Source organism: Pseudomonas protegens, assembly GCF_013407925.2.
GTDB classification, from domain to species: Bacteria; Pseudomonadota; Gammaproteobacteria; order Pseudomonadales; family Pseudomonadaceae; genus Aquipseudomonas; species Aquipseudomonas fluorescens_AP.
In genome coordinates, this window is the sequence record NZ_CP060201.1 from 5,507,774 (window position 1) to 5,527,907 (window position 20,134).

General features: G+C 67.2%; 11 protein-coding genes. 8 read left to right on the forward strand and 3 right to left on the reverse strand.

What is annotated here, in order from left to right; all coding sequences use genetic code 11:
- The first annotated feature begins 5 nt into the window (after positions 1-5).
- Positions 6-632 carry an isochorismate family cysteine hydrolase YcaC gene (ycaC, locus tag GGI48_RS25545; protein ID WP_016964835.1) on the forward strand — a complete coding sequence of 209 codons (627 nt, stop codon included), beginning with the start codon at positions 6-8 and terminating at the stop codon, positions 630-632.
- 210 nt (positions 633-842) lie between these two features.
- A complete protein-coding gene (locus GGI48_RS25550) occupies positions 843-2,285 on the forward strand; it encodes a mechanosensitive ion channel family protein (RefSeq protein WP_103741358.1) in 1,443 nt (480 codons plus the stop codon).
- Between the two features lie 19 nt (positions 2,286-2,304).
- On the opposite strand, the gene GGI48_RS25555 is transcribed toward GGI48_RS25550, so the two are convergent.
- The gene (locus GGI48_RS25555; protein WP_103741357.1) at positions 2,305-3,069 is read right to left on the reverse strand and encodes an AraC family transcriptional regulator; all 765 of its coding nucleotides are present in this window, start codon (positions 3,067-3,069) and stop codon (positions 2,305-2,307) included.
- 100 nt (positions 3,070-3,169) lie between these two features.
- Between GGI48_RS25555 and GGI48_RS25560 the strand changes: the two genes are divergently transcribed.
- From GGI48_RS25560 to GGI48_RS25570, 3 genes are all read left to right on the forward strand, one after another.
- A complete protein-coding gene (locus tag GGI48_RS25560; protein WP_179600612.1) occupies positions 3,170-4,300 on the forward strand; it encodes an MFS transporter in 1,131 nt (376 codons plus the stop codon).
- Between the two features lie 148 nt (positions 4,301-4,448).
- The gene (locus GGI48_RS25565; protein ID WP_016965345.1) at positions 4,449-5,522 is read left to right on the forward strand and encodes an NAD(P)-dependent alcohol dehydrogenase; all 1,074 of its coding nucleotides are present in this window, start codon (positions 4,449-4,451) and stop codon (positions 5,520-5,522) included.
- An 89-nt stretch (positions 5,523-5,611) separates the two neighbouring features.
- A complete protein-coding gene (locus GGI48_RS25570) occupies positions 5,612-6,523 on the forward strand; it encodes a universal stress protein (protein WP_179600614.1) in 912 nt (303 codons plus the stop codon).
- Between the two features lie 33 nt (positions 6,524-6,556).
- Here GGI48_RS25570 and GGI48_RS25575 read toward each other — a convergent pair whose 3' ends face one another.
- Positions 6,557-7,294 carry a Crp/Fnr family transcriptional regulator gene (locus GGI48_RS25575; RefSeq protein ID WP_179600616.1) on the reverse strand — a complete coding sequence of 246 codons (738 nt, stop codon included), beginning with the start codon at positions 7,292-7,294 and terminating at the stop codon, positions 6,557-6,559.
- Positions 7,295-7,362: 68 nt separating this feature from the next.
- Positions 7,363-16,053 (reverse strand): glycoside hydrolase family 94 protein, encoded by an 8,691-nt coding sequence (locus tag GGI48_RS25580; protein ID WP_179600618.1) that lies wholly within the window; start codon positions 16,051-16,053, stop codon positions 7,363-7,365.
- A gap of 729 nt (positions 16,054-16,782) precedes the next feature.
- Between GGI48_RS25580 and GGI48_RS25585 the strand changes: the two genes are divergently transcribed.
- From GGI48_RS25585 to GGI48_RS25595, 3 genes are all read left to right on the forward strand, one after another.
- Positions 16,783-17,082: a hypothetical protein gene (locus tag GGI48_RS25585; RefSeq protein ID WP_179600620.1), complete on the forward strand. Its 300-nt coding sequence runs from the start codon at positions 16,783-16,785 to the stop codon at positions 17,080-17,082.
- 337 nt (positions 17,083-17,419) lie between these two features.
- The gene (locus GGI48_RS25590; RefSeq protein ID WP_179600623.1) at positions 17,420-17,806 is read left to right on the forward strand and encodes a DUF2946 domain-containing protein; all 387 of its coding nucleotides are present in this window, start codon (positions 17,420-17,422) and stop codon (positions 17,804-17,806) included.
- A 115-nt stretch (positions 17,807-17,921) separates the two neighbouring features.
- A complete protein-coding gene (locus tag GGI48_RS25595) occupies positions 17,922-20,090 on the forward strand; it encodes a TonB-dependent siderophore receptor (RefSeq protein WP_179600625.1) in 2,169 nt (722 codons plus the stop codon).
- Positions 20,091-20,134: the final 44 nt, after the last annotated feature.

A 20,134-nucleotide genomic window follows, 5' to 3' on the forward strand; every position in this document is an offset into this window, starting at 1 on the left:
TCACCATGACTAACGCCTACCAACGTCTCGACAAGGAAAACGCCGCCGTGCTGCTGGTGGATCACCAGGCCGGCCTGCTGTCGCTGGTCCGCGATATCGAGCCCGATCGTTTCAAGAACAACGTGCTGGCCCTGGCCGACCTGGCCAAGTACTTCAAGCTGCCGACCATCCTCACCACCAGTTTCGAAACCGGCCCCAACGGCCCGCTGGTGCCGGAGCTCAAGGCGCTGTTTCCCGACGCGCCCTACATCGCCCGGCCGGGCCAGATCAACGCCTGGGACAACGAAGACTTCGTCAAGGCGATCAAGGCCACCGGCAAGAAGCAACTGATCATCGCCGGGGTGGTCACCGAGGTGTGCGTGGCGTTCCCGGCACTCTCGGCCCTGGAGGAGGGGTTTGAAGTGTTCGTGGTCACCGACGCTTCCGGCACCTTCAATGCCCTGACCCGGGATTCGGCCTGGAACCGCATGTCCAATGCCGGCGCGCAACTGATGACCTGGTTCGGCCTGGCCTGCGAGCTGCATCGCGACTGGCGCAACGACGTCGAAGGCCTGGCGACCCTGTTCTCCAACCACATCCCGGACTACCGCAACCTGATGACCAGCTACAACACCCTGACCCAGGGCAAATAAGCTCCTGGCGCGGCGGATCGCAGCCCAGCCGGAGCCTGCGAAAACCAACCGGCGGTGAGGGCGTGCATGCCCTCACCGCCGGTTGTGCGTTGGCCATGCGCGGCACAGTCTGGCACTGGCGGCAGGCGCCGCGCCCTGGGCCTTTGCAGCTATACCTGCTCCTGTGCCTTTCGTGAGATCGTGCCGCCATTGTCCTGCTGGAGTTACCCGATGCTTGCCCCCTTTGCCGATCACCTGCTGTTGGCCGCGCTGGCGCTGTTGCTTTTGGATCTGGCCCTTTGGCACCTGATCGGCCGCCAGGGCGATCGCTGGAAGCTGGCGGTGCGGGTGCTGATCTTTTGCCTGTACAGCCTGATGCTGTTCAACCAGGGCCTGAGCCCGATGCAGACCGCGCCCTGGCCGGACGATGTACCGCTGCACCTGGCGGCCACCGGTTTGCAGATCGGTTGGTGGCTGTTCGGCGCGCGGACCCTGACGGTGCTGCTGGGCACCCTGATGATGCAGCGGGTCGGCCACACCGGGCGGCTGTTGCAGGACCTGATGGGCGCCCTGATCTTCCTGATCGCCATCATCGCCGCCCTGGCCTACGTGCTGGACCTGCCGGTCAAGGGCGTGCTGGCCACCTCCGGAGCCTTGGCGATCATCGTCGGCCTGGCCCTGCAAAGCACCCTCAGCGACCTGTTTTCCGGGCTGGTGCTCAATACCACCAAGCCCTACCAGATCGATGACTGGATCGCCATCGACGGCACCGAGGGCCGGGTGGTGGACATCGACTGGCGGGCGACCCGGCTGCAGACCTCCCAGGGCAGCATGGTGGTGATCCCCAACTCCCTGGCGTCCAAGGCCAAGATCACCAACTTCAGCCGCCCCAGCGATATCTATGGATTGTCCATCAGCGTGCAGGTCAGCCCCCACGCTCGCCCGCAAAAGGTCATCGAGGCCCTGGAGCGGGCCATGCTTGGCTGCCGTTTCCTGCTCGCCACCCCGGCCCCCAGCGTGGCCCTGAAAAGCTCCACCAGCAGCGGCGCGGAATACGAGATCAGCGGCTTCGTCGCCACCATGGGGCAGAAGCGCGAGGTGCGAAACCAGCTGTTCGACCTGGCCTTCCGTCATCTGCAGGCCAGCGGCATCAGCCTGCTGTCCAGCGACGAGCCGGTGCAGAACCCGGCGCTGTCCCGACCCCGGGCGCTGCTGGACGCCTCCAGTATCTTTTCCACCTTGCGCCAGGAAGAGAAGGACACTTTCAGCCAGAACATGCAGTTGCAGACCTTCCGCGCCGGCGAAGTCATCCTGCCGGCGGGGGCGGTCAGCGATCACCTGTTCATCATCGAATCCGGCGTGGTGTCGGTGACTATGCAGCGCGACGGCAAACCCTTTGAAGCCGGACGCATGGGCCCGGGCGAAGTGATTGGCGAAGCGGGCGTGGTGGCCGAACAGGCCACGGTCGCGCAGTTCTCGGCCAAGACCTTCTGCAGCCTGTACCGCATCGACAACGAGTTCCTCAAACCCTGCCTTGACGCCCGCCACGACATCGGCGACGCGATGAAGAACCTGCTGGATTTCCGCCAGCACATTGCCCAGAGCCTGGTTCAGACACCGCCCGCACCGGTGGCGAAAAAGGGCTTTCTGCAGTGGTTGCGCAGCCGCACCTGAGGCGTCCCGGCGCGGTTTCTCATTTGAAATACGCCCGCGGCGTGGTCCCGGTCATGGCCTTGAAGAAGGCGATAAAGATGCTGTCACTGGCAAAGCCCAGTTCGAAGGCGGTGTAGCCGATGCTGCGGCCGGTGGCGAGCAGTTCGATGGCGCGCATCAGCCGCCATTGCTGGCGCCACTGCTGGTAACCCAGGCCGGTTTCGCGCTGGAAGATCCGGCCGATGGTGCGGCTGCTGGCGCCGACCCGGGTGGCCAGCACTTGCAGCTCCGGTGGCAGGCACTGCAGGTCGTCCAGCAGCGGTTGCAGGCGTTTGTCCCGGGGCAGGGGCAAGGACAGTGGCTGGTGCAGCGCGGCACCGATTTCTTCGAGGCACAGGCCCAACAGGTGCGGGTAGCGGCCCTGGCTCCAGTCGCAATCGAACGCCGCCAGGGCCATGGGTTCCAGCACGGCGCGCAGTAGGGGGCTGACATCAATCACCGCCACGTCCGCCGGCAGGCGCGGACTGAGTTCGACGCTGAAATACAGCGAGCGGTAATCCACGCTCTGCTGCATTTGCGCCCGGTGCTGCACCCCGCCGGGAATCCAGGCCGCCCGCGAGGGCGGCAACAGGCACAGGCGGTCGGCCAGGGTGATCCGGGTGCAGCCCTGGCGGGTGTACAGCAGTTGTCCGCGTCGGTGCCGGTGCAGGCCGGAATCATGATCGCCGAGGGTGGCGGCAATGCCGATCACTGGCGCGCTGAAGGGGTCCGGGTCGAAGCGTGCCTGGGGATCGAGCCATGCCATGTTTGTCCGATTTCCACTGTTTGTTGGCGGGATTGCGATAATACGCCAGCCTCGCCTGCCTAGAATCGCCGGCATATTTTTTTTTGCCGAGTCCCGCCTGATGAACCGCCGCTCCCTGTTACCCCTGGCCATGGCCCTGCTGATGTTTCCGCAGATCGCCCAGACCCTCTACAGCCCGGCCTTGAACGACCTTGGCCGGGCCTTTGGCGTGGCCCCGGCACAGGCGGCCCAGAGCCTTTCGGTGTTTGTCCTGGGCTTTGCCCCGGGGGTGTTGCTCTGGGGCCGGGTGAGTGATCGCTGGGGCCGGCGCCCGGCCTTGCTCGGCGGTCTGGCGCTGTATGCCCTGGCGCTGGGGCTGGAGTTGCAGGTGCAGCGTTTCAGCGCGCTGTTGCTGTGCCAGGCCCTGGCGGCCCTGGGCGCGGCGGCGGGCTCGGTGGTGACCCAGACCCTGCTGCGCGACCTGTTTCGCGGTGGCGAGCTGGTGCGGGTGTTTTCCCTGGTGGGCATGCTGCTGGCGGCGAGCCCGGCGATTGGCCTGTTCAGCGGCTCCGCGCTGGTGCACGCCTGGGGTTACCGGGGCGCCCTGACCGGCTTGTTGCTGCTGGCCCTGGCCTTGCTCGGCTGGTGCGCCCGGGCCTTGCCGGAAACCCGTCCGCCGGCGCAGCCCCGGGTGCCCCTGGTCGCGACCCTGTGGCAAATGCTCGGCGATCCGGGCATCTGGCGGTCGGCGCTGCTGGTGGCGCTGTTCAATATTGCGCTGCTCAGCTACTACAGCCTCGGGCCATTCCTGTTTCGCGATCTGGGGCAGGACGAGCCAGGGTTCGGCTACAGCGGCGTGGCCCTGGCCCTGGCTTCCGGGTTGGGCGCCTGGCTCAACCGCCGGCTGTTGGGCCGTGGCTGGAACAGTGCAACCCTGCTGCGGCTGGCGGCCCTGGCGGTGACCGTCGGCGGCCTCGGGGTGACGGCCTTGCAGCACAGCCTGTGGCTGGTGCTGCCGATGCTCGGGGTGGTGCTGGGCTTTGGCCTGGCGATCCCGAACATTCTCGGCTCGGCCCTGGCGGCCTACAGCGACCGGCTGGGCAGTGCCGGGGCCTGGTTCGGCCTGTTCTATTACCTGCTGATCGGTGCCGGCCTGCTGCTGGTGGGCTGGGGACAGGCCCTGGGCCCGAGCCTTGGCCTGTGCGGTGTGGCGGCCTTGCTGCTGTGCCTGGGCGCGGGCCGCTGCCGATGAATCCGGGGTTTGCGACACACGGTCGCCCCGGATGCCGCGAAGGGGCCATTGTTTGACCATGATCAAGCCGCTGCCCGGCGCATCCGCGCAGCCTGTCGGCTGATCCGTGCAATGGCGCACCCCCTTCCCGCAAATGGAGAACGGCAACATGGCCAAGATGAAAGCCGCGGTATTCGTGGAAAAGAACCGCATCGTCCTGGAAGACAAGGACATCCCCGAAATCGGTCCGCTGGACGCCCTGGTGCGCATCACCACCACCACGATCTGCGGCACCGACGTGCACATCCTGCGGGGCGAGTATCCGGTGGCCAAGGGCCTGACCATCGGCCACGAGCCGGTGGGCGTGATCGAGCGCCTGGGCTCCCAGGTCCGTGGTTTCCATGAGGGCCAGCGGGTGATCGCCGGGGCCATCACCCCCAGCGGCCAGAGCTACGCCTGCCTGTGTGGCTGTGGCTCCCAGGACGGCCCGGACACCCGCCACGGCTTTCGCGCCACCGGCGGCTGGAAGTTCGGCAACACCATCGACGGCTGCCAGGCCGAATACGTGCGGGTGCCGGACGCCCTGGCCAACCTGTGCCCGATCCCCGACGGCCTGAGCGACGAGGAAGTGCTGATGTGCCCGGACATCATGTCCACCGGCTTCTCCGGCGCCGAGCGCGCCGAAGTCAATATCGGCGACAGCGTGGCGGTGTTCGCCTTGGGCCCCATCGGCCTGTGCGCGGTGGCCGGGGCCCGGCTCAAGGGCGCCACCACCATCATCGGCGTCGACACCGTGGCCGCGCGCCTGAGCGTGGCGCGCGGGCTGGGGGCGACCCATGTGGTGGACTTCAAGCAGGGCGACGTGGTCAAGCAGATCATGGACCTCACCGACGGCCGCGGGGTCGATGTGTCGATCGAGGCCCTGGGCACCCAGGGCACCTTCGAATCGGCGCTGCGGGTGCTGCGTCCGGGGGGCAAGCTGTCGAGCCTGGGGGTCTACTCCAGTGATCTGCGCATCCCTGTGGATGCCTACGCCGCCGGCCTCGGCGACCTGAGCATCCTCAGCACCCTGTGCCCCGGCGGCAAGGAGCGCATGCGCCGGCTGATGGAGGTGGTCGCCAGTGGCCAGGTCGACCTCAAGCCCCTGGTCACTCACCGCTTCAAGCTCGATGACATCGAGGCCGCCTACGAGCTGTTCGCCAGCCAGCGCGACGGCGTCATGAAAATCGCCATCACGCCATGACCCGCGCACCGGGTGGCCTTGATGCATATCAAGGCGCCCGGGCCCGTCTGCCTCGACACTTTGGCCATTACCGTCCAAGGAGGTTCACCATGAGCCAGTACCAGCGCCTGCTGCTGATTGCCGATCCCCAGCAGCACCAATCCCCCGCGGCTCGTCGCGCCGCCGCCCTGGCCCAGGCCACTGGCGCAGCGCTGCATGCCCTGGTGTTCGTCGAACCGCCAGCGCGCACCTACCTGTGGGAAGAACACCTGGAAGACAGCGAACGCCAGGCCTACCTGCAACGCCATGAACGCTGGTTGCAGGTGGAGGCCGAATGGATGCGCGAGCAGGGCGTCGAGGTCACCACCCAGGTGATCTGGAGCACCCAGGTGCTCAAGGACATGCTGGCCTACATCGACGAGTTCCAGCCCGACCTGCTGATCAAGGACGTGACCTTGGAATCGGCCCTCAAGCGGGTCTTCGTCACCCCCCTGGATTGCCACCTGCTGCGCGAGGCACCGGTGCCGGTGCACCTGGTCAACGACGCCCCGCACAAACTGCCCCGGCGCATCGTCGCCGCCGTCGACCCGGCCCAGTCCGACACCCAGATCCGCGGCCTCAATGGCCTGATCATCCAGACCGCCAACGCCTTGGCCCTGCAATGCGATGCCCAGCTGCACCTGCTGTATGCCTACGACCTGATGCCGATGCTCGATGGCGTGGCGCCAGTGGCGTCCACCGCCTGGAGCGTCAACTGCCTGGACGAGCTGCGCGAGTCCCTGCACAAGGAGTTCGAACGCCTGGGCGATGAATACAACGTGCCCCAGGAATTTCGCCACTTCATCATGGGCCCGCCGGTGCCGGGCATTGCCCAGTTTGTCGACGAGTACCTGGTGGACGTGGTGGTCATGGGCACCGTGCACCGCACCGGCTTTGGCCGGCTGATCGGCAGCACCACCGAGCGTGCCCTGTACTCGATGCCGGGCAGCATCCTGGCGGTGAAGGCGCTGAGCCCGAACTGAAATCCCCGCCTTGACCCCCGGCCGCGGCGAGCTTCAGCCCGGCTCGCTGCCCTGGCTGCCGGGCAGGTACGGCAGCAGCCGTGCGGTTTCCTTGCGCACCACCGCGTAGCACTCGCAACTGAGCTGTTCCAGGCGAGGCCGGTCGAGGACGCTGATGCGTCCGCGGCTGTACTCGATGATGCCCTGGCGCTGCAGTTTGCCGGCGGCCTCGGTGACCCCTTCACGGCGCACCCCGAGCATGTTGGCGATCAACTCCTGGGTCATCACCAGTTGGTTGCCCGGCAGGCGGTCCAGGGACAGCAACAGCCAGCGGCACAGTTGCTGGTCGATGGAATGATGGCGGTTGCACACCGCGGTCTGGGCCATCTGGGTGATCAGCGACTGGGTGTAGCGCAGCATCAGCAGGAGCATCTCGCCGTGGCGGTTGAACTCGTCCTTGAGACGCTGCCCCGGCAGGCGCAAGGCATGCCCGGCGCTCTGCACGATGGCCCGGCTGGTGGTGCTCTCGCCGCCCATGACCAGGGACACCCCCACCAGCCCTTCGTTGCCCACCACGGCGATTTCCGCCGAAGCGCCGTTCTCCATCAGGTACAGCAGCGACACCACCGCGTCCGTGGGGAAATACACGTGACGCGGGATATCCCCGGACTCGTAGAGCACCTGGCCCAGGCTCAGGGCCACCGGCTTGAGATGGGGCAGCAGGCGCTCCTGCACCGCGGCCGGCAGTGCATTGAGCAAGTGGTTGGGCCCGAGCCCAAGGTTGTCGAACATCTCAGAACCACCGGATGGCAAGGCGTCAGCGCTCACTCAGGGTAGTCCAGGGCGTTGCCCGCTGTCTGTCATGGCGCCGGCTCGGTGATGACCGCTGTCGGGGAATGCCCGGTCTGCGGGGGCGCGGCGCTGACGGGCCAGGTCAGTAGCACCTGGCGCGTAATGCCGTCGTCCAGCAGTGGTATGGCCAGATCCGGCAGCGGCCGGCCGTCCAGGCTCAGGCTGAGGGGGGCGCCGGGGCTCTGGCGCACGTCGATGTGGTAGAGCGTTTCGCCAAACCGGTAGTCCAGGCTGTAGCCCGGCCAATGAGCCGGGATCACCGGCTCGATGAACAGCTGCTCGCCTTCGCGACGCAGCCCCAGCAACGACTCGACGATCAGCCGGTACATCCAGCCCGCCGAGCCGGTGTACCAGCTCCAGCCGCCGCGCCCGGTGTGGGGTGCCACGCCATAGACATCGGCCGCCACCACATAGGGCTCGACCCGGTAGGTGGCCACCTGCTCGGCGCTGCGTCGACTGGCCGGGTTGATCATGTGCAGCAGTTCCCAGGCCCGGGCGCTGTCCCCCAGGCGGGCGAAGGCCATGCTGGCCCAGACTGCCGCGTGGGTGTACTGGCCACCGTTCTCCCGCACCCCGGGCACGTAGCCCTTGATATAGCCCGGGTCCAGCGGGCTGTGGGCGAACGGTGGGTCCAGCAGCAGCACCACGCCGCTGCCCCGGCGTACCAGGTGCCGGTCCAGGGAGTCCATGGCCTGGTGCTGGCGGGCGTCGCTGGCGGCGGCGGACAGCACCGACCAGCTCTGGGCGATGGAGTCGATGCGGCATTCCTGGTTGTCGGCGGAGCCCAGGAGCTGACCGTCATCGAACCAGGCGCGGCGATACCACTGTCCGTCCCAGGCCTGGCTGTCGAGGGCCGTGCGCAAGGCGAGGGCCTGCTCGCGGCAGGCCCGGGCGAAGGCCGGATCGGCATGCTGCTCGGCGGTCACGGCGAACCGCTGCAGCACCTCGTGGCTGAAGAACCCCAGCCACACGCTTTCCCCCAGGCCCCGTTCGCCGACCCGGTTCATGCCGTCGTTCCAGTCCCCGGTGCCCATCAGTGGCAAACCGTGGACGCCGCGCCGGCTGCCGTGCTCGATGGCCCGCTGACAGTGGCGGTAGAGGCTCTCCCGCAGCCCGCTGGCCTGGGGCAGGTCGTAGTAGGACTCTTCCCCGGGATTGAGCTGGCGACCTTCCAGGTAACCCACCTCGACCTCCAGCACGCTGCGATCGCCGGTGATCTGCACGTAGCGGCTGGTGGCCAGGGGCAGCCAGAGGAAGTCGTCGGAGCAGCCGGTGCGCACCCCGCGATTCTGCGGCGGGTGCCACCAGTGCTGCACGTCACCCTCGGGGTATTGGTGGGCGGCGCACAGCAGCAGGTGTTCGCGGGCCAGGGCCGGCTCGGCGTGGATCATCGCCATGCTGTCCTGCAACTGGTCGCGAAAACCGATGGCGCCGCCGGACTGGTAGAAACCGCTGCGGGCCCAGAAGCGGCAGGCGATGGTCTGGTACATCAGCCAGCCGTTGGCCATGACATCGATGGCCGGTTCCGGGGTGCGTACCTGAACGCTGCCCAGGCTGCGTCGCCAGTGCCGGTGCACCGCCTCAAGCTCGCTCTGGGCCATCTGGCTGCCGCGGTATTGCAGGACTCGCCGGGTCGCCGCCTTGGCGTCCGTTTCCGCCCCCAGGCGGAACAGCACCTCCTGGCTCTGGCCGTCGGCCAGTTCCACGGCGACCTGCATCGCCGCGCACGGGTCGAAGCCGGCGCCGGAGCGTCCGGACAAACGCCCGCGGGTCAAGGCCGCCGGCGCCGCAAGGCTGCCGTTGCGGCCGATGAACTCACTGCGATCGCCGGTGAAACTGCGCAGCGCCGAGTCGCTGTCGAGAAACGCCACATGCCCGGAAAACTCCATGTTGTAGGGGTTGCGGGCGAACAGGGCGCCACTGACCGGATCGCTTTCAGTGACCACGTGCATGGCCGAACGGCCGCGCAATTCCCCCAGCACCCATTCCACGTAGCAGGTCACCGTCAGGCGCCGTGGCCGGCCGCTGCGGTTGCCGATCTTCAGCCGCGAGAACTTGATCGGCGCGTCCACCGCGACGTACACCGTCAGCTCGCTGTGGATGCCGTTCTCCTCATGCTCGAACACGCTGTAGCCAAAGCCGTGGCGGGTGCGGTAGCTGCCGCTGCCGGGGCAGGGCTGCGGGGTGGGCGACCAGACCTGGCCGCTGTCTTCGTCGCGCAGGTACAGGGCTTCGCCGCTGGGGTCGCTGACCGGGTCGTCGTGCCAGGGGCTGAGGCGGTATTCGTGGGCGTTTTCGCGCCAGCTGTAGGCGCCGCCGCTTTCCGAGATCACCGTGCCGAACTGCGGGTTGGCCAGCACGTTGGCCCAGGGTGCCGGGGTCGGTTGCCCGGGGTTGAGGCTGATCAGGTATTCGCGGCCGTCTTTGCTGAAGCCGCCGTAGGGCGTGTCCAGGATCAGTTCCGGCAGCGGCGCTGGCGGGGCACTGCCGGCCGGTTGCGGCAGGCGCACCAGGGGCGCCTCCAGGCGCGGCAGCGAGGGATCGGCGCGGCGCCGGTGGACCTGCTCGGCGAGGCTGCCGCGGCTGTCGCTGATCACGAGGCGCGCCACCGCCAGGATCAGGATGCGGTCTTCGCCGGACAGTTGCTGGGCCGGACGCACAAAGATGCCCCCGGGACGGTCGATCAGGCTGGCTTCGCTGCCGGAGGTCACCAGGCCCATGATCAGGTCCTGGAGCTGCTGGCGGTAGCCGACCTGATCCTCGTTCCAGATCACCAGGTCCACCGCCAGGCCTTTCTGCCGCCAGTAGGCGTGGGCCTTGATCAGTTGCTGCACCAGAGTGATGTTGGCCAGATCGCCCACTTGCAAAAGGACGATCGGCAGGTCGCCGGAAATGCCCTGGCCCCAGAGTCCGGACTGGCTGCGTCGGTTGGCCAGTAGCAGGCTGCTGTCGGCCCGCAGGCTGGCGTTGGCATACAGCAGCGAGGCGGCCATCTGCTGGTACAGCCGGGCTTCGGCCAGGGACGCGTTGAGCTGGCGCAACAGCACCTGGCTGTGGGTCCAGGCCAGGTCGAAGACCCGGTCCGCCAGGTGTCGGTCGCGGTATTTGTGGATCAGTTGCAGGCAGTGTTCGCGGCTCTCGGCAACCCCGGTCACCAGGTCGATGGTGGCGCTCTGGCCGGGGTCGAGGGTGATCCGGCAGCGGATGGCGACGATCGGGTCGAGCACCGGCCCGGCGCTGCCCGAGAGCCGTTCGACCTGCGGGTCCAGGGCCTGGGGCGCGGCCAGATCGCGACCGCGACCAATAAAGCGCGCGCGGTCGGTTTCATAGGAGATGGCGTCAATGTCCACACCGTGCGCCGCCAGCAGGTGGCACAGCCACGGCACCGGCTGCTCCTGAGCCCGTGGCCGACGGCTGCAGACGATGGCCTGCAGGCTGGGCAGCAGTTCGGTTTCGATGAACAGGTTGCTGAAGGCCGGGTGGGCCGCATCGCTCTGGGCCGGGGCCAGGACCACCTCGGCGTAGCTGGTGAGCTCGATGCTGCGGCGCCCCCGGGCCCGGTTGCACAGGTGCAGGCGGCGCAGTTCGATGGGGTCTTCGGGGGAGACGACGATTTCCAGATGGCTGTCGAAGTCCCGTTCACGCACCCGGAACTCGGCCCGGGCATCGGTGAAGATCGCCTCGAAATGCTCGGGGCGGCGGCGGGTCGGTTGGTAGGCCGCGGACCAGAAGTCGCCGCTGGCCACGTCCCGCAGGTAGCAGAACTGGCCCCAGTGATCGCGGGTCGGGTCTTCGTGCCAGCGGGTCACCGCCAGTTCGTTGCAGCGGCTGTAGCCGCCACCGGCGCTGCTGAGCATCAGGTGGTAGTGACCGTTGGACAGCAGCTGCACCGCCGGGCGCTTGCGGTCTGGGTCGGCGAACACCCGCAGTTTGTTTTCGTGGGCCCGGGCCGCTTCGTCGGCTTCTGGAGCACCGGCGGCGTGCAGGTACTGGGCGGCGGTTTTCGGCACCCGTTCCTGCAGCAGCAGGGCGATGGCCTGGAACTGCGGATCGGATTCGAAGCGCCGTTGCATGGGCTGGTCCAGCAGCAACCAGGCCAGGGCCAGCAGGCTCATGCCCTGGTGGTGGGCCATGAACGACTGCACCACCACCTGGTGCTGTCCCCGGGGCAGGCGCGACTCGGTGTAGTCCACCGCTTCATACAGGCCGAAGCGTCCCGCCAGCCCCAGCTGGGCGAGGCGCTGCAGATTCTGGCAGGCCGCCTGGTGCGCCACCATCAATGCCAGGACGCTGGCGTAGGGCGCCACCACCCGCTCGGCGCCGAGGCCGCGCTTGAGCCCCAGGCCCGGCACGCCGAAGGCCCGGTACTGATAGTTGAACTGGCTGTCGAGGGTGTTGTAGCCCGACTCGGACACGCCCCAGGGCAGGCCCTGTTGCTGGCCGTACTCGATCTGCAGGGCCACCGCGGCGCGGCAGGTCTGGTCCAGCAGGGTGCCCTGGTAGCTGGGCATCACCAGCATCGGCATCAGGTACTCGAACATCGAGCCGGTCCAGGACAGCAGCACCGGGGTGCCGGCGCTGCTGGTCAGCAGGCGGCCGAGGGCGAACCAGCTTTCCTGGGGCAGTTGCCCCTGGGCGATGGCGACAAAGTGGGTCAGGCGCACTTCCGAGGCCAAGAGGTCGTAGTAGCCGGCATCCAGGCGGTGCTCTTCGGCGTTGTAGCCGATCACCAGCAAATGCCGGCGGGTGTCGTAGAGAAAGCCGAAGTCCATCTGCGCCATGGCGGTCACGCTTTCCAGCAGGCGGCCGGCGCAGTTGACGCGTTCCAGCGCCCGTTCGCGCACCGCGATGATCCGTTCACGGTGCATCGGCAGCCAGTAGTCCGGGTCCAGTTGCGCCAACTGGCGCCAGCTCAGGGTGCCGAAGCGGCGGCCGTCGGCCAGGGGCGGCAGGCAGCGCCAGTGCAGTTCGTCATGCAGGTCCTGGCATTGCGCGACCAGTGCCGAGCGCCAGTAGCCCACATCGTCCGTGGTTGCGCCCGGGGCCTGGGTCGCGTCCTCGGCAATGCGTTGCAGCAGCCCGAGCAAGGCATCCGGGGCGACGTCCGCGTGCAGGCTCAGGTGCTCATGCACGGCGCGGGTTTCCAGGCGCCAGCGCAGCACCGGGGCGGTGTCCTGGCCGGCCGCCGTGAGGGCGTCCTGGAACACATCGAGGCTGTCCTGCAGGCCGTTGGCGATCTGCAGCAGGTCCGGCGGGCTGTCCACCAGGGCCTGCAGGCCGGGGCGCAGGGTCAGCAGCAGGCCTGCCAGGTTGCCGCTGTCCACGGTGGACACATAGCGCGGCGGCAGAGGTTGCAGGCTCTGGGTGTCGTACCAGTTGTAGAAGTGCCCGCGATAACGTTCCAGGCGGCCCATGCTGGCCAGCATCTGCTCCAGGCGCTGCAACAGCCGCTGGCTGCTCAGGTAGCCGAAGTCGTGGGCCGTCAGGTGCGCCAGCAGGGCCAGTCCGAGGTTGGTCGGCGAGGTGCGATGGGCAACCCGGCGCTGGGGTTGTTCCTGCAGGTTGTCCGGGGCCAGCCAGTGGTCCTCGGGGCCGACGTACTGGTCGAAAAAGCCCCAGGTGCGACGGGCCAGACTGCGCAGAAAACGCCGCTGGGCGGCGGATGGCACGAAGGCCACCTGGCTCGCCGGGCGGCTCAGCCACCAGGCCAGGGCCGGCCCGGCCAGCCAGGCCAGGAGCAGCGGCGCGGCCATCAGCAGTTGCGGCTGCGGCCACAGCAACCCCGCCAGCAGCAGGGCCAGCAGCGGGCCGATCCACATCCGTCGGTACAGTTGCAGCAGGCTGTCGTCCGGGCCGCGTTCGGCTTCCCGCGAGGGCTGCCATTGCAGGCGATAGTGTTTGCTGATGCCCATGCGCCACAGCGCGCGGCCCATGGCCTCCAGGCTGTAGGCGGCCTCATAGGGCAACCAGGCCAGGGGCAGCAGGGCCCGCGACAGGTGCTGGCCGGCGCTGCCCAGGGCGGCGCTCAGTTGTTGCAGCACCGGCACTTCCGGGGTGTTGTGCAGCAGCTCGCGCAAGGCCGCGGACAGCGGCATCACCAGCAGCACAATCAGCACCGCCAGGGTCCAGGCCAAGGGCTGTTCGGTGCCCAGCCAGCCCCACAGCAGCATGCCCAGCAAGGCCATCGGCTCCAGGCTGCGGCGCAGGTTGTCGAGGATCTTCCAGCGTGCCAGCGGGCTCAGGCGATTGCTTTCCAGGCCGCCGCCGGCCTTGGGCGACCAGGGCAGGAGCCAGGGCAGCAGTTGCCAGTCGCCGCGAATCCAGCGCTGGCGGCGTTTGACGTCGGCGCTGTAGCGCGCCGGGTATTCCTCGAACAGCTGCACATCGCTGAGCAGCCCGGAGCGGGCATAGCAGCCCTCGATAAGGTCGTGGCTGAGAATCCGGTTGTCGGCAAAGCGCCCGCCCAGGGTCTGTTCGAACGTATCCAGGGCATAGATGCCCTTGCCGACGAAGGAGCCTTCCTGAAACAGATCCTGATAGACGTCCGACACCGCGCGGGTATAGGGATCGATCCCGGCATCGCTGGCGAACAGCCGGGAATAGGCACTGCGCGCGGTGCTCGACAGGCTGATGCCGACCCGCGGCTGGAGAATCCCGTAGCCGCTGACGATGCGCCCGCTCAGCGGATCGGTCTGGGGCCGGTTCAGCGGGTGGTCCATGGCGCCCACGCATTGCTGGGCCACGTCCCGCGGCAGTTGGGTGTCGCTGTCCAGGGTGATGACGTAGGTGATCTCGGGCAGGGCCTGGATATCGCCGACGATCAGCGAGAAGCGCTCCTGGCCCCGGCCGCGCAGCAGGGCGTTGAGGTCTTCGAGCTTGCCGCGCTTGCGCTCGTGGCCCATCCAGCAGTATTCGGCGGGGTTCCACAGGCGTGGCCGGTGCAGCAGGTAGAAACGATCCACCGCCTCTTCGGGGTACTTCAGGTTCAGCGCCTCGATGCGTTGTCGGGCCAGCGCCAGCAGGGCGGTGTCGCCGTCCAGGGTTTCGCTGGGGGCGTCGAGAAAGTCGCTGAGCAGGGCGAAGTACAGCTGGGCATCGCGGTTGGCCAGAAAGCGCACTTCCAGGCCTTCCACCAGTTCTTCGACATCCGCCGCGTTGCCGAACAGGCAGGGCACCGCCACCAGGGTCCGGGCCCGGGGCGCAATGCCTTCGCTGTAGTCCAGGCGCGGCAGAATGCCCGGGGCCACGGTCAGGGTCACCAGGCCGTTGATCAGGCCGATGGCCAGGCGGCTGGCCAGCAGCAGCGCCGGCACCGCCCACAGCGCCAGCCAGTAATGACCGGGGGCGGCTTCCTGATACAGGGCGTCGAGAAACGGCCAGGCAAACAGCGCCGAGAGCAGCATCACCGGCCCCAGGAAAAAGCCCAGGGGCGCCTGGGTCAGCAGGCGTCGGCCGCGTTCGGCCAGGGGCACACGGGCCTGGATCTGCTGCTCCAGGGTGCGGCGTCCGGCGCCGATCAGGTAATGCCCGACGTGGCCGGCCACGGCTTCCGGGGCGTCGGCGCGGTAGTGGGCCTGGGCCAGTTCGATGCACTGCCGGGCCACCTGCTGTTCGCTCAGGGGACAGTGGCGGGCCAGGCGTTCGAGCACATGCCGGTAATGGTCGCGGGTGGCGAAGTCCATGCGCCGGTAGACCTTGGCCGGGTCCTCCTGCAGTTCATGTTCGACCCGGCTCATCAGCTCGACGAACTCGCGCCAGTTGCTGGCCGAGAGCAGGCGCAGACTGGAAATGCTGTTGCTGATGGACACCTGGTCGGCGGCCTGCTGCTGGGCGTCGAGCTGCACCAGGCGCTCGATGTTCAGCCCGGTTTCCCCCAGCAGTTGTTCGATCCAGGCCAGGGGCAGCACCAGGGCGGCGTTCTGCCCTTGCAGGCGGCGCGCCAGTTCGGCGACGAAGGCGGCGCTCATGGGCGGCGCCGAGCGGGCCATGTCGGCCACCGCCAGCACCACGCTCTTGGCGTCCTGCTCGGCGGTTTCCATCAGGCGGTCGGCCCAGTCGTTGGCCAGATTGCGCTCGCTCCAGTTGGCCATGACCCGAAAGGCCACGCGTCGCAGGTTCTCGATCAGGGCCAGGCGCAACATGATCGGGATCGCCCACAGCTCGCCGAGCATCAGCGGGGTGACGCTCTGGTAGCTGTCGACAAAGCGCCCCAGGCTTTCGCTGTCGACCCGGCCGTCGCCGTGGGAAATGGTTTCCAGGGCAATGTCGTAGACCCGCGGCAGGCCCGCCGACTGACCGTTGGCCAGGCGCGGCAACTGCCGGCTGTAGCCCCGGGGCAGGTGGGTGCGGGTGATGCGGATCTGCTCTTCCAGCAGGTAGTAGTTGTCCAGCAGCCACTCGGCGGCGGGGGTGGCTCGGGGCGAGTTGCCGCTGGCGGCGGTCAGGCTCTTGCAGCAACTGGCCAGGGCGCTGGCGTTGTCCGCCAGGCGTGCCAGCAGCCAGTCCGGAGTGCGACTGCGACTCAGGCGGTGCTGTTGCGCCAGCAGGGTGCCGTGGCTGGCCATCTGTTCACTGCTGAACAATTCCGAGCGCAGCGGCGCCTGGTATTCGACGCGCTTGCGCGAGGCCTTCCATTGGCCGTATCTGGCGGCGGGCAGCCGCCAGAACCTCAGGAATGCGTGGGTCCAATGACTGTCCATGTTTTCCTTGGCATAACAGAGCCGTACCTCGGCACGGGGTGCGAGGGAGGGCCGGGAGCGGGGCGTGCGGTCAAATCGATGCACCGTCGCGACGAACGTTTCAGGCAAAAAGCTGCAACCTTGACGGTGGCGGCCAGGGGGGAGGGTGTCTGTGCGCTGGGGCACATAGGCGCACGATCTGCCTGTCTGCTGGATGGGGTGTGCCTGCCCTTGTAGGCGCTGCCGAAGGCTGCGAACGGGCGAGCATCGCCGGGCCAGTTGGCGCGGGTCAGGTACAGCGCCGATACGAAAACAGGGCGACGGGACGGTGAGCGGGCAGGTTGCTGACAGGCTAACCCGGGGGAACAAACAGCCTCGCCACAGAGCCGTGGCTGTTTCAGAGAGTGCTGAAAGGTGCTTGGAACTACGCCGATTCGCTTTCTTTTGTAAGGCAAATCCGAGAAACTGCCGGCCGCTTGAATGCGCCGGGTGAGCGGGCTAGGGTGCTGGAGCCATCGCCCAATCGATGGCTCGGATGTGCAAGTCCGGTCATGTCGGCGCATCGTTGTCAAAAGCAGTTTCCGGGCTTTCTTGCCCTTCGTTTCTGCGTTATGGCAGCCGTGCGTGGGAGACTTTCGAGTCTGCCGGGTTCCGATATGCCCGGTCTTGCACACCTGCGCACGGCTGCCACCTTATTCGTGTGCAAGCGAACGGTGGCGGCTCCCATGAGTTTCATATCGGAGTTTGACCATGAAAAAGATTGTCCCCGATCCCCCCACGTCCTATCGCGATCCCCAACTCAAGGCCGCCAACGCCACCCTGCGCGTGGCTCTGGCCCGGCAACCACAGGACCCGGCGCTGTTCCAGCGCAACACCCAGGCCAAAGCCGTTACACCCGACTCGCTGTTCAGCGTGCGCGAAGGCGTCAGCGCTGAAGAGGCGCTGGTGCATGTGGCGTTGTTGCTCAAATGCGCCGAGGAGGTCTGCGATGAAATCACCCAGCAGGGCAGCGGCATCGAGCGCGGGCTGATCTGGTCCATGGTGCATTAGGTAGAGATGGCCCGGGCGGTGGTGGAGGCGTTGCTGGACGCCCGCCCGCAAGGCTTGCATCGCCTGGGCTGACGCTTTCGCTGGCAAGCCAGCTCCTACGGAGGGAGACACCGCTTCAGCGGCGGGCCGGCCGCAAGGCCGCCGTCGCGCTTGATCTGCCTGCATCTTCAACCCGCTGCAAAAACCAAGCGCCCGCACTTTAGTTCTGGTCCGATCCTCGGCCCTTCGGGCCTCGGTTATAAAGCTCGCCACAACCTCACCGCTGGCGGCTCCTTGCGTTTGGCTCGCCATGATTGGGTGATTTTCCAGTGCTTTTTTCACTGTTAATCTTGCCGCCATGACCCAAGCCCCCTCACATCGCCCTCACATTGCCTGGACGCTGTATTTCTGCGTGCTGTTCAACGTGTTCGTCTGCGGTCTGGGTCATGGACAGATGGCGGCACTGGAGATCACCGGCGTTGGCGGGCAGTTCTGTCACGCCCTGGGCGAATCGGCATCGACCCTGGATGAAGGCCCCAGCGACAACACCCGCCCCGGCACCCTGGGGGCTTTTGTCTGTCCCCTGTGTTCGGCGGTGAGCCTCGGGCTGGGGTTGCTGTTCTGCTTGACCTGGCTGCTGCTGGGGCGACGCTCGGCGCGGGTCAAGGTCGAGCAGCGCAGCAAGGCGCCGCCGCGTTACTCCTGGCCGTCACTCAATCCTCGGGCTCCTCCTCTGCGCGCCTAGCGCTGCTGCGCGACGGCCCAGGCCGCCGCGTCTTTTTCATCCCCCGGTACTTTCCTGCGGTCGCCATGGCGACGGCGGCCGGGGGCTGTTCGATGATTTTTTCGAGTCCGAGTCCATGACGTTCCCTTATCGCTCCTCCAGCTGCGCGGCGCTGTGCTGTGCGCTGTCGTTCAATGCCCTGGCCGATGCCCCATTGCAATTGCCGCAGACGCGCATCAGCGCCGACGAGCTGCCGCAACCCGGCCTGCAACTGGATACCCAGACCAGCACCGGTTCACGCCTGGGCCTGACCCCGCGGGAAACCCCGGCGTCGGTCAACGTGGTCAACCGCCAGCAGATCGAGCAGCGCGGCGCCGCCAACACCCAGGACATCCTGGCCAGCGTGCCGGGGATGAACGCGGCGGCATCGCCGGGCATTCCGGGGTTCGTCTCCTATCGCGGATTTTCCGGGCCGCAGATCACCCAGCTGTTCAACGGCATCAGCGTGCAATACGACTCCATCGCCGCCCGTCCCGTGGACAGCTGGATCTACGATCGGGTCGAGGCGGTGGGCGGGCCGTCGAGCTTTCTCTATGGCACCGGCGCGGTGGGCGGTTCGATCAACTACATCACCAAGCTGCCTTCGCGCACCGAGTCGTTCAATGAAGGGCGGGTCAGCTATGGCTCCTTCGACAGCCGCGAAACTTCCTTCGGTTTCAACCATGCGCTGAACGACGGCGCCGGGCCGCGGCACTACGCGCGCTTCGATGTCAGCCACACCAGCAGCAACGGTTATGTCGACCGCGAGCAGCGCGATGCCTGGACCACGGCGTTTTCCCTGCTGACGGATTTCAACGACCAGCTGTCCCACACCCTGGCCTACGAGTACCAGAACGAAAGCGTCGACAGCCCTTACTGGGGCACGCCAGCGCTGAACCCCCTGGGGGGCAAGATGGAAGTGGACAAGCGCCGGCGTTTCGAGAACTACAACGTCAGCGACGGTCGCTATGAACAGCGGGTGCAGTGGTTGCGCTCGATCATCGATTATCAGCTCGATGAGCGCACTTCGCTGCGCAACACCCTGTACCACTACAACGCCGATCGCGAATACCGCAACCTGGAAAACTACGCCTACAACAGTGACAACAGCCAGGTGCTGCGTTCCGGCATCCTGCTTCAGCGCCACGCCCAGGAACTCAACGGCAACCGTTTCGAGCTGATGCATCACAACTCGCTGTTCGGCCTCGACAGCCAGTGGTCGGCGGGCCTCGACTACAGCCACAACGTGATGAGCAACTACCCGCGCTCGGTGTCGGGCACGCTGCCTGGCGTTGCGCCGGGCGACTTCGATCCGGGCAGTTTCTGGGACTTGCCGGGCATGCAGCGCGGCTTCGAGAAGAACCGCCGCAACCAGGTGGACACCTGGGCCCTGTTCCTGGAAAACCGCCTGCAACTGACCGATCGCCTGTCCCTGCTCAGTGGCTTGCGCCATGACCAGATCGACCTGCAAGTGACCAACTACCGCGCCGTCACCGAAGCCAACCCGGCGTTCTTCCAGCGCAAATACCGCCCCACCACCGGGCGCCTGGGGCTGGTCTATGAGCTGACCCCAGCGGCCAACGTCTACGTGCAATACAGCACCGCCGCCGATCCGCCGTCGGGCATCCTGACCACCGCCAGCTACGGGCAGGTGCGCGACTTTGACCTCAGCACCGGCAACCAGTGGGAGATCGGCAGCAAGTTCGATTTCCTCGATGGCCGTGGCTCGGCGACCCTGGCGGCCTACCGCATCGAGCGCAAGAACCTGTCCACCGCCGACCCGAGCAACCCCGGCAGCAGCCAGCCGGTGGGCCAGCAATCGTCCCGCGGTGTGGAGCTGGCCGGTTCGTTGCGGGTCACGCCCAAGCTGTTGGCCGAAGGCAACCTGGCCTATGTCGATGCCCAGTACGACGAGTTCTATGAAAACGTCGGCGGGCGCCCGGTGTCGCGCAAGGGCAACAGCCCCACCAACACCCCGGACAAGGTGGCCAACCTGTGGCTGAGCTATGACCTTGCCCCGTCCTGGCACGTGGGCGGCGATGCGCGCTACGTGTCGTCGATGTACGCCAACGCGGCCAACACCCGCTATGCGCCGGCCTACACGATCTTCGGCGCATTCGTCGGCTACCAGCTCAATGCCGATACGCGGATCACCGGCCGGGTGCGCAACCTCACCGATCAGGTCTACGCCCGCACCACGGGGCAAACCCAGCTGTACCTGGGGGCGCCACGGACCTTCGAGCTGGCGCTGCAAACGCGCTTTTAACCTGAGCCGGCGGGGCGCCTGACAGCGCCCCGCGCCTCTGTGAG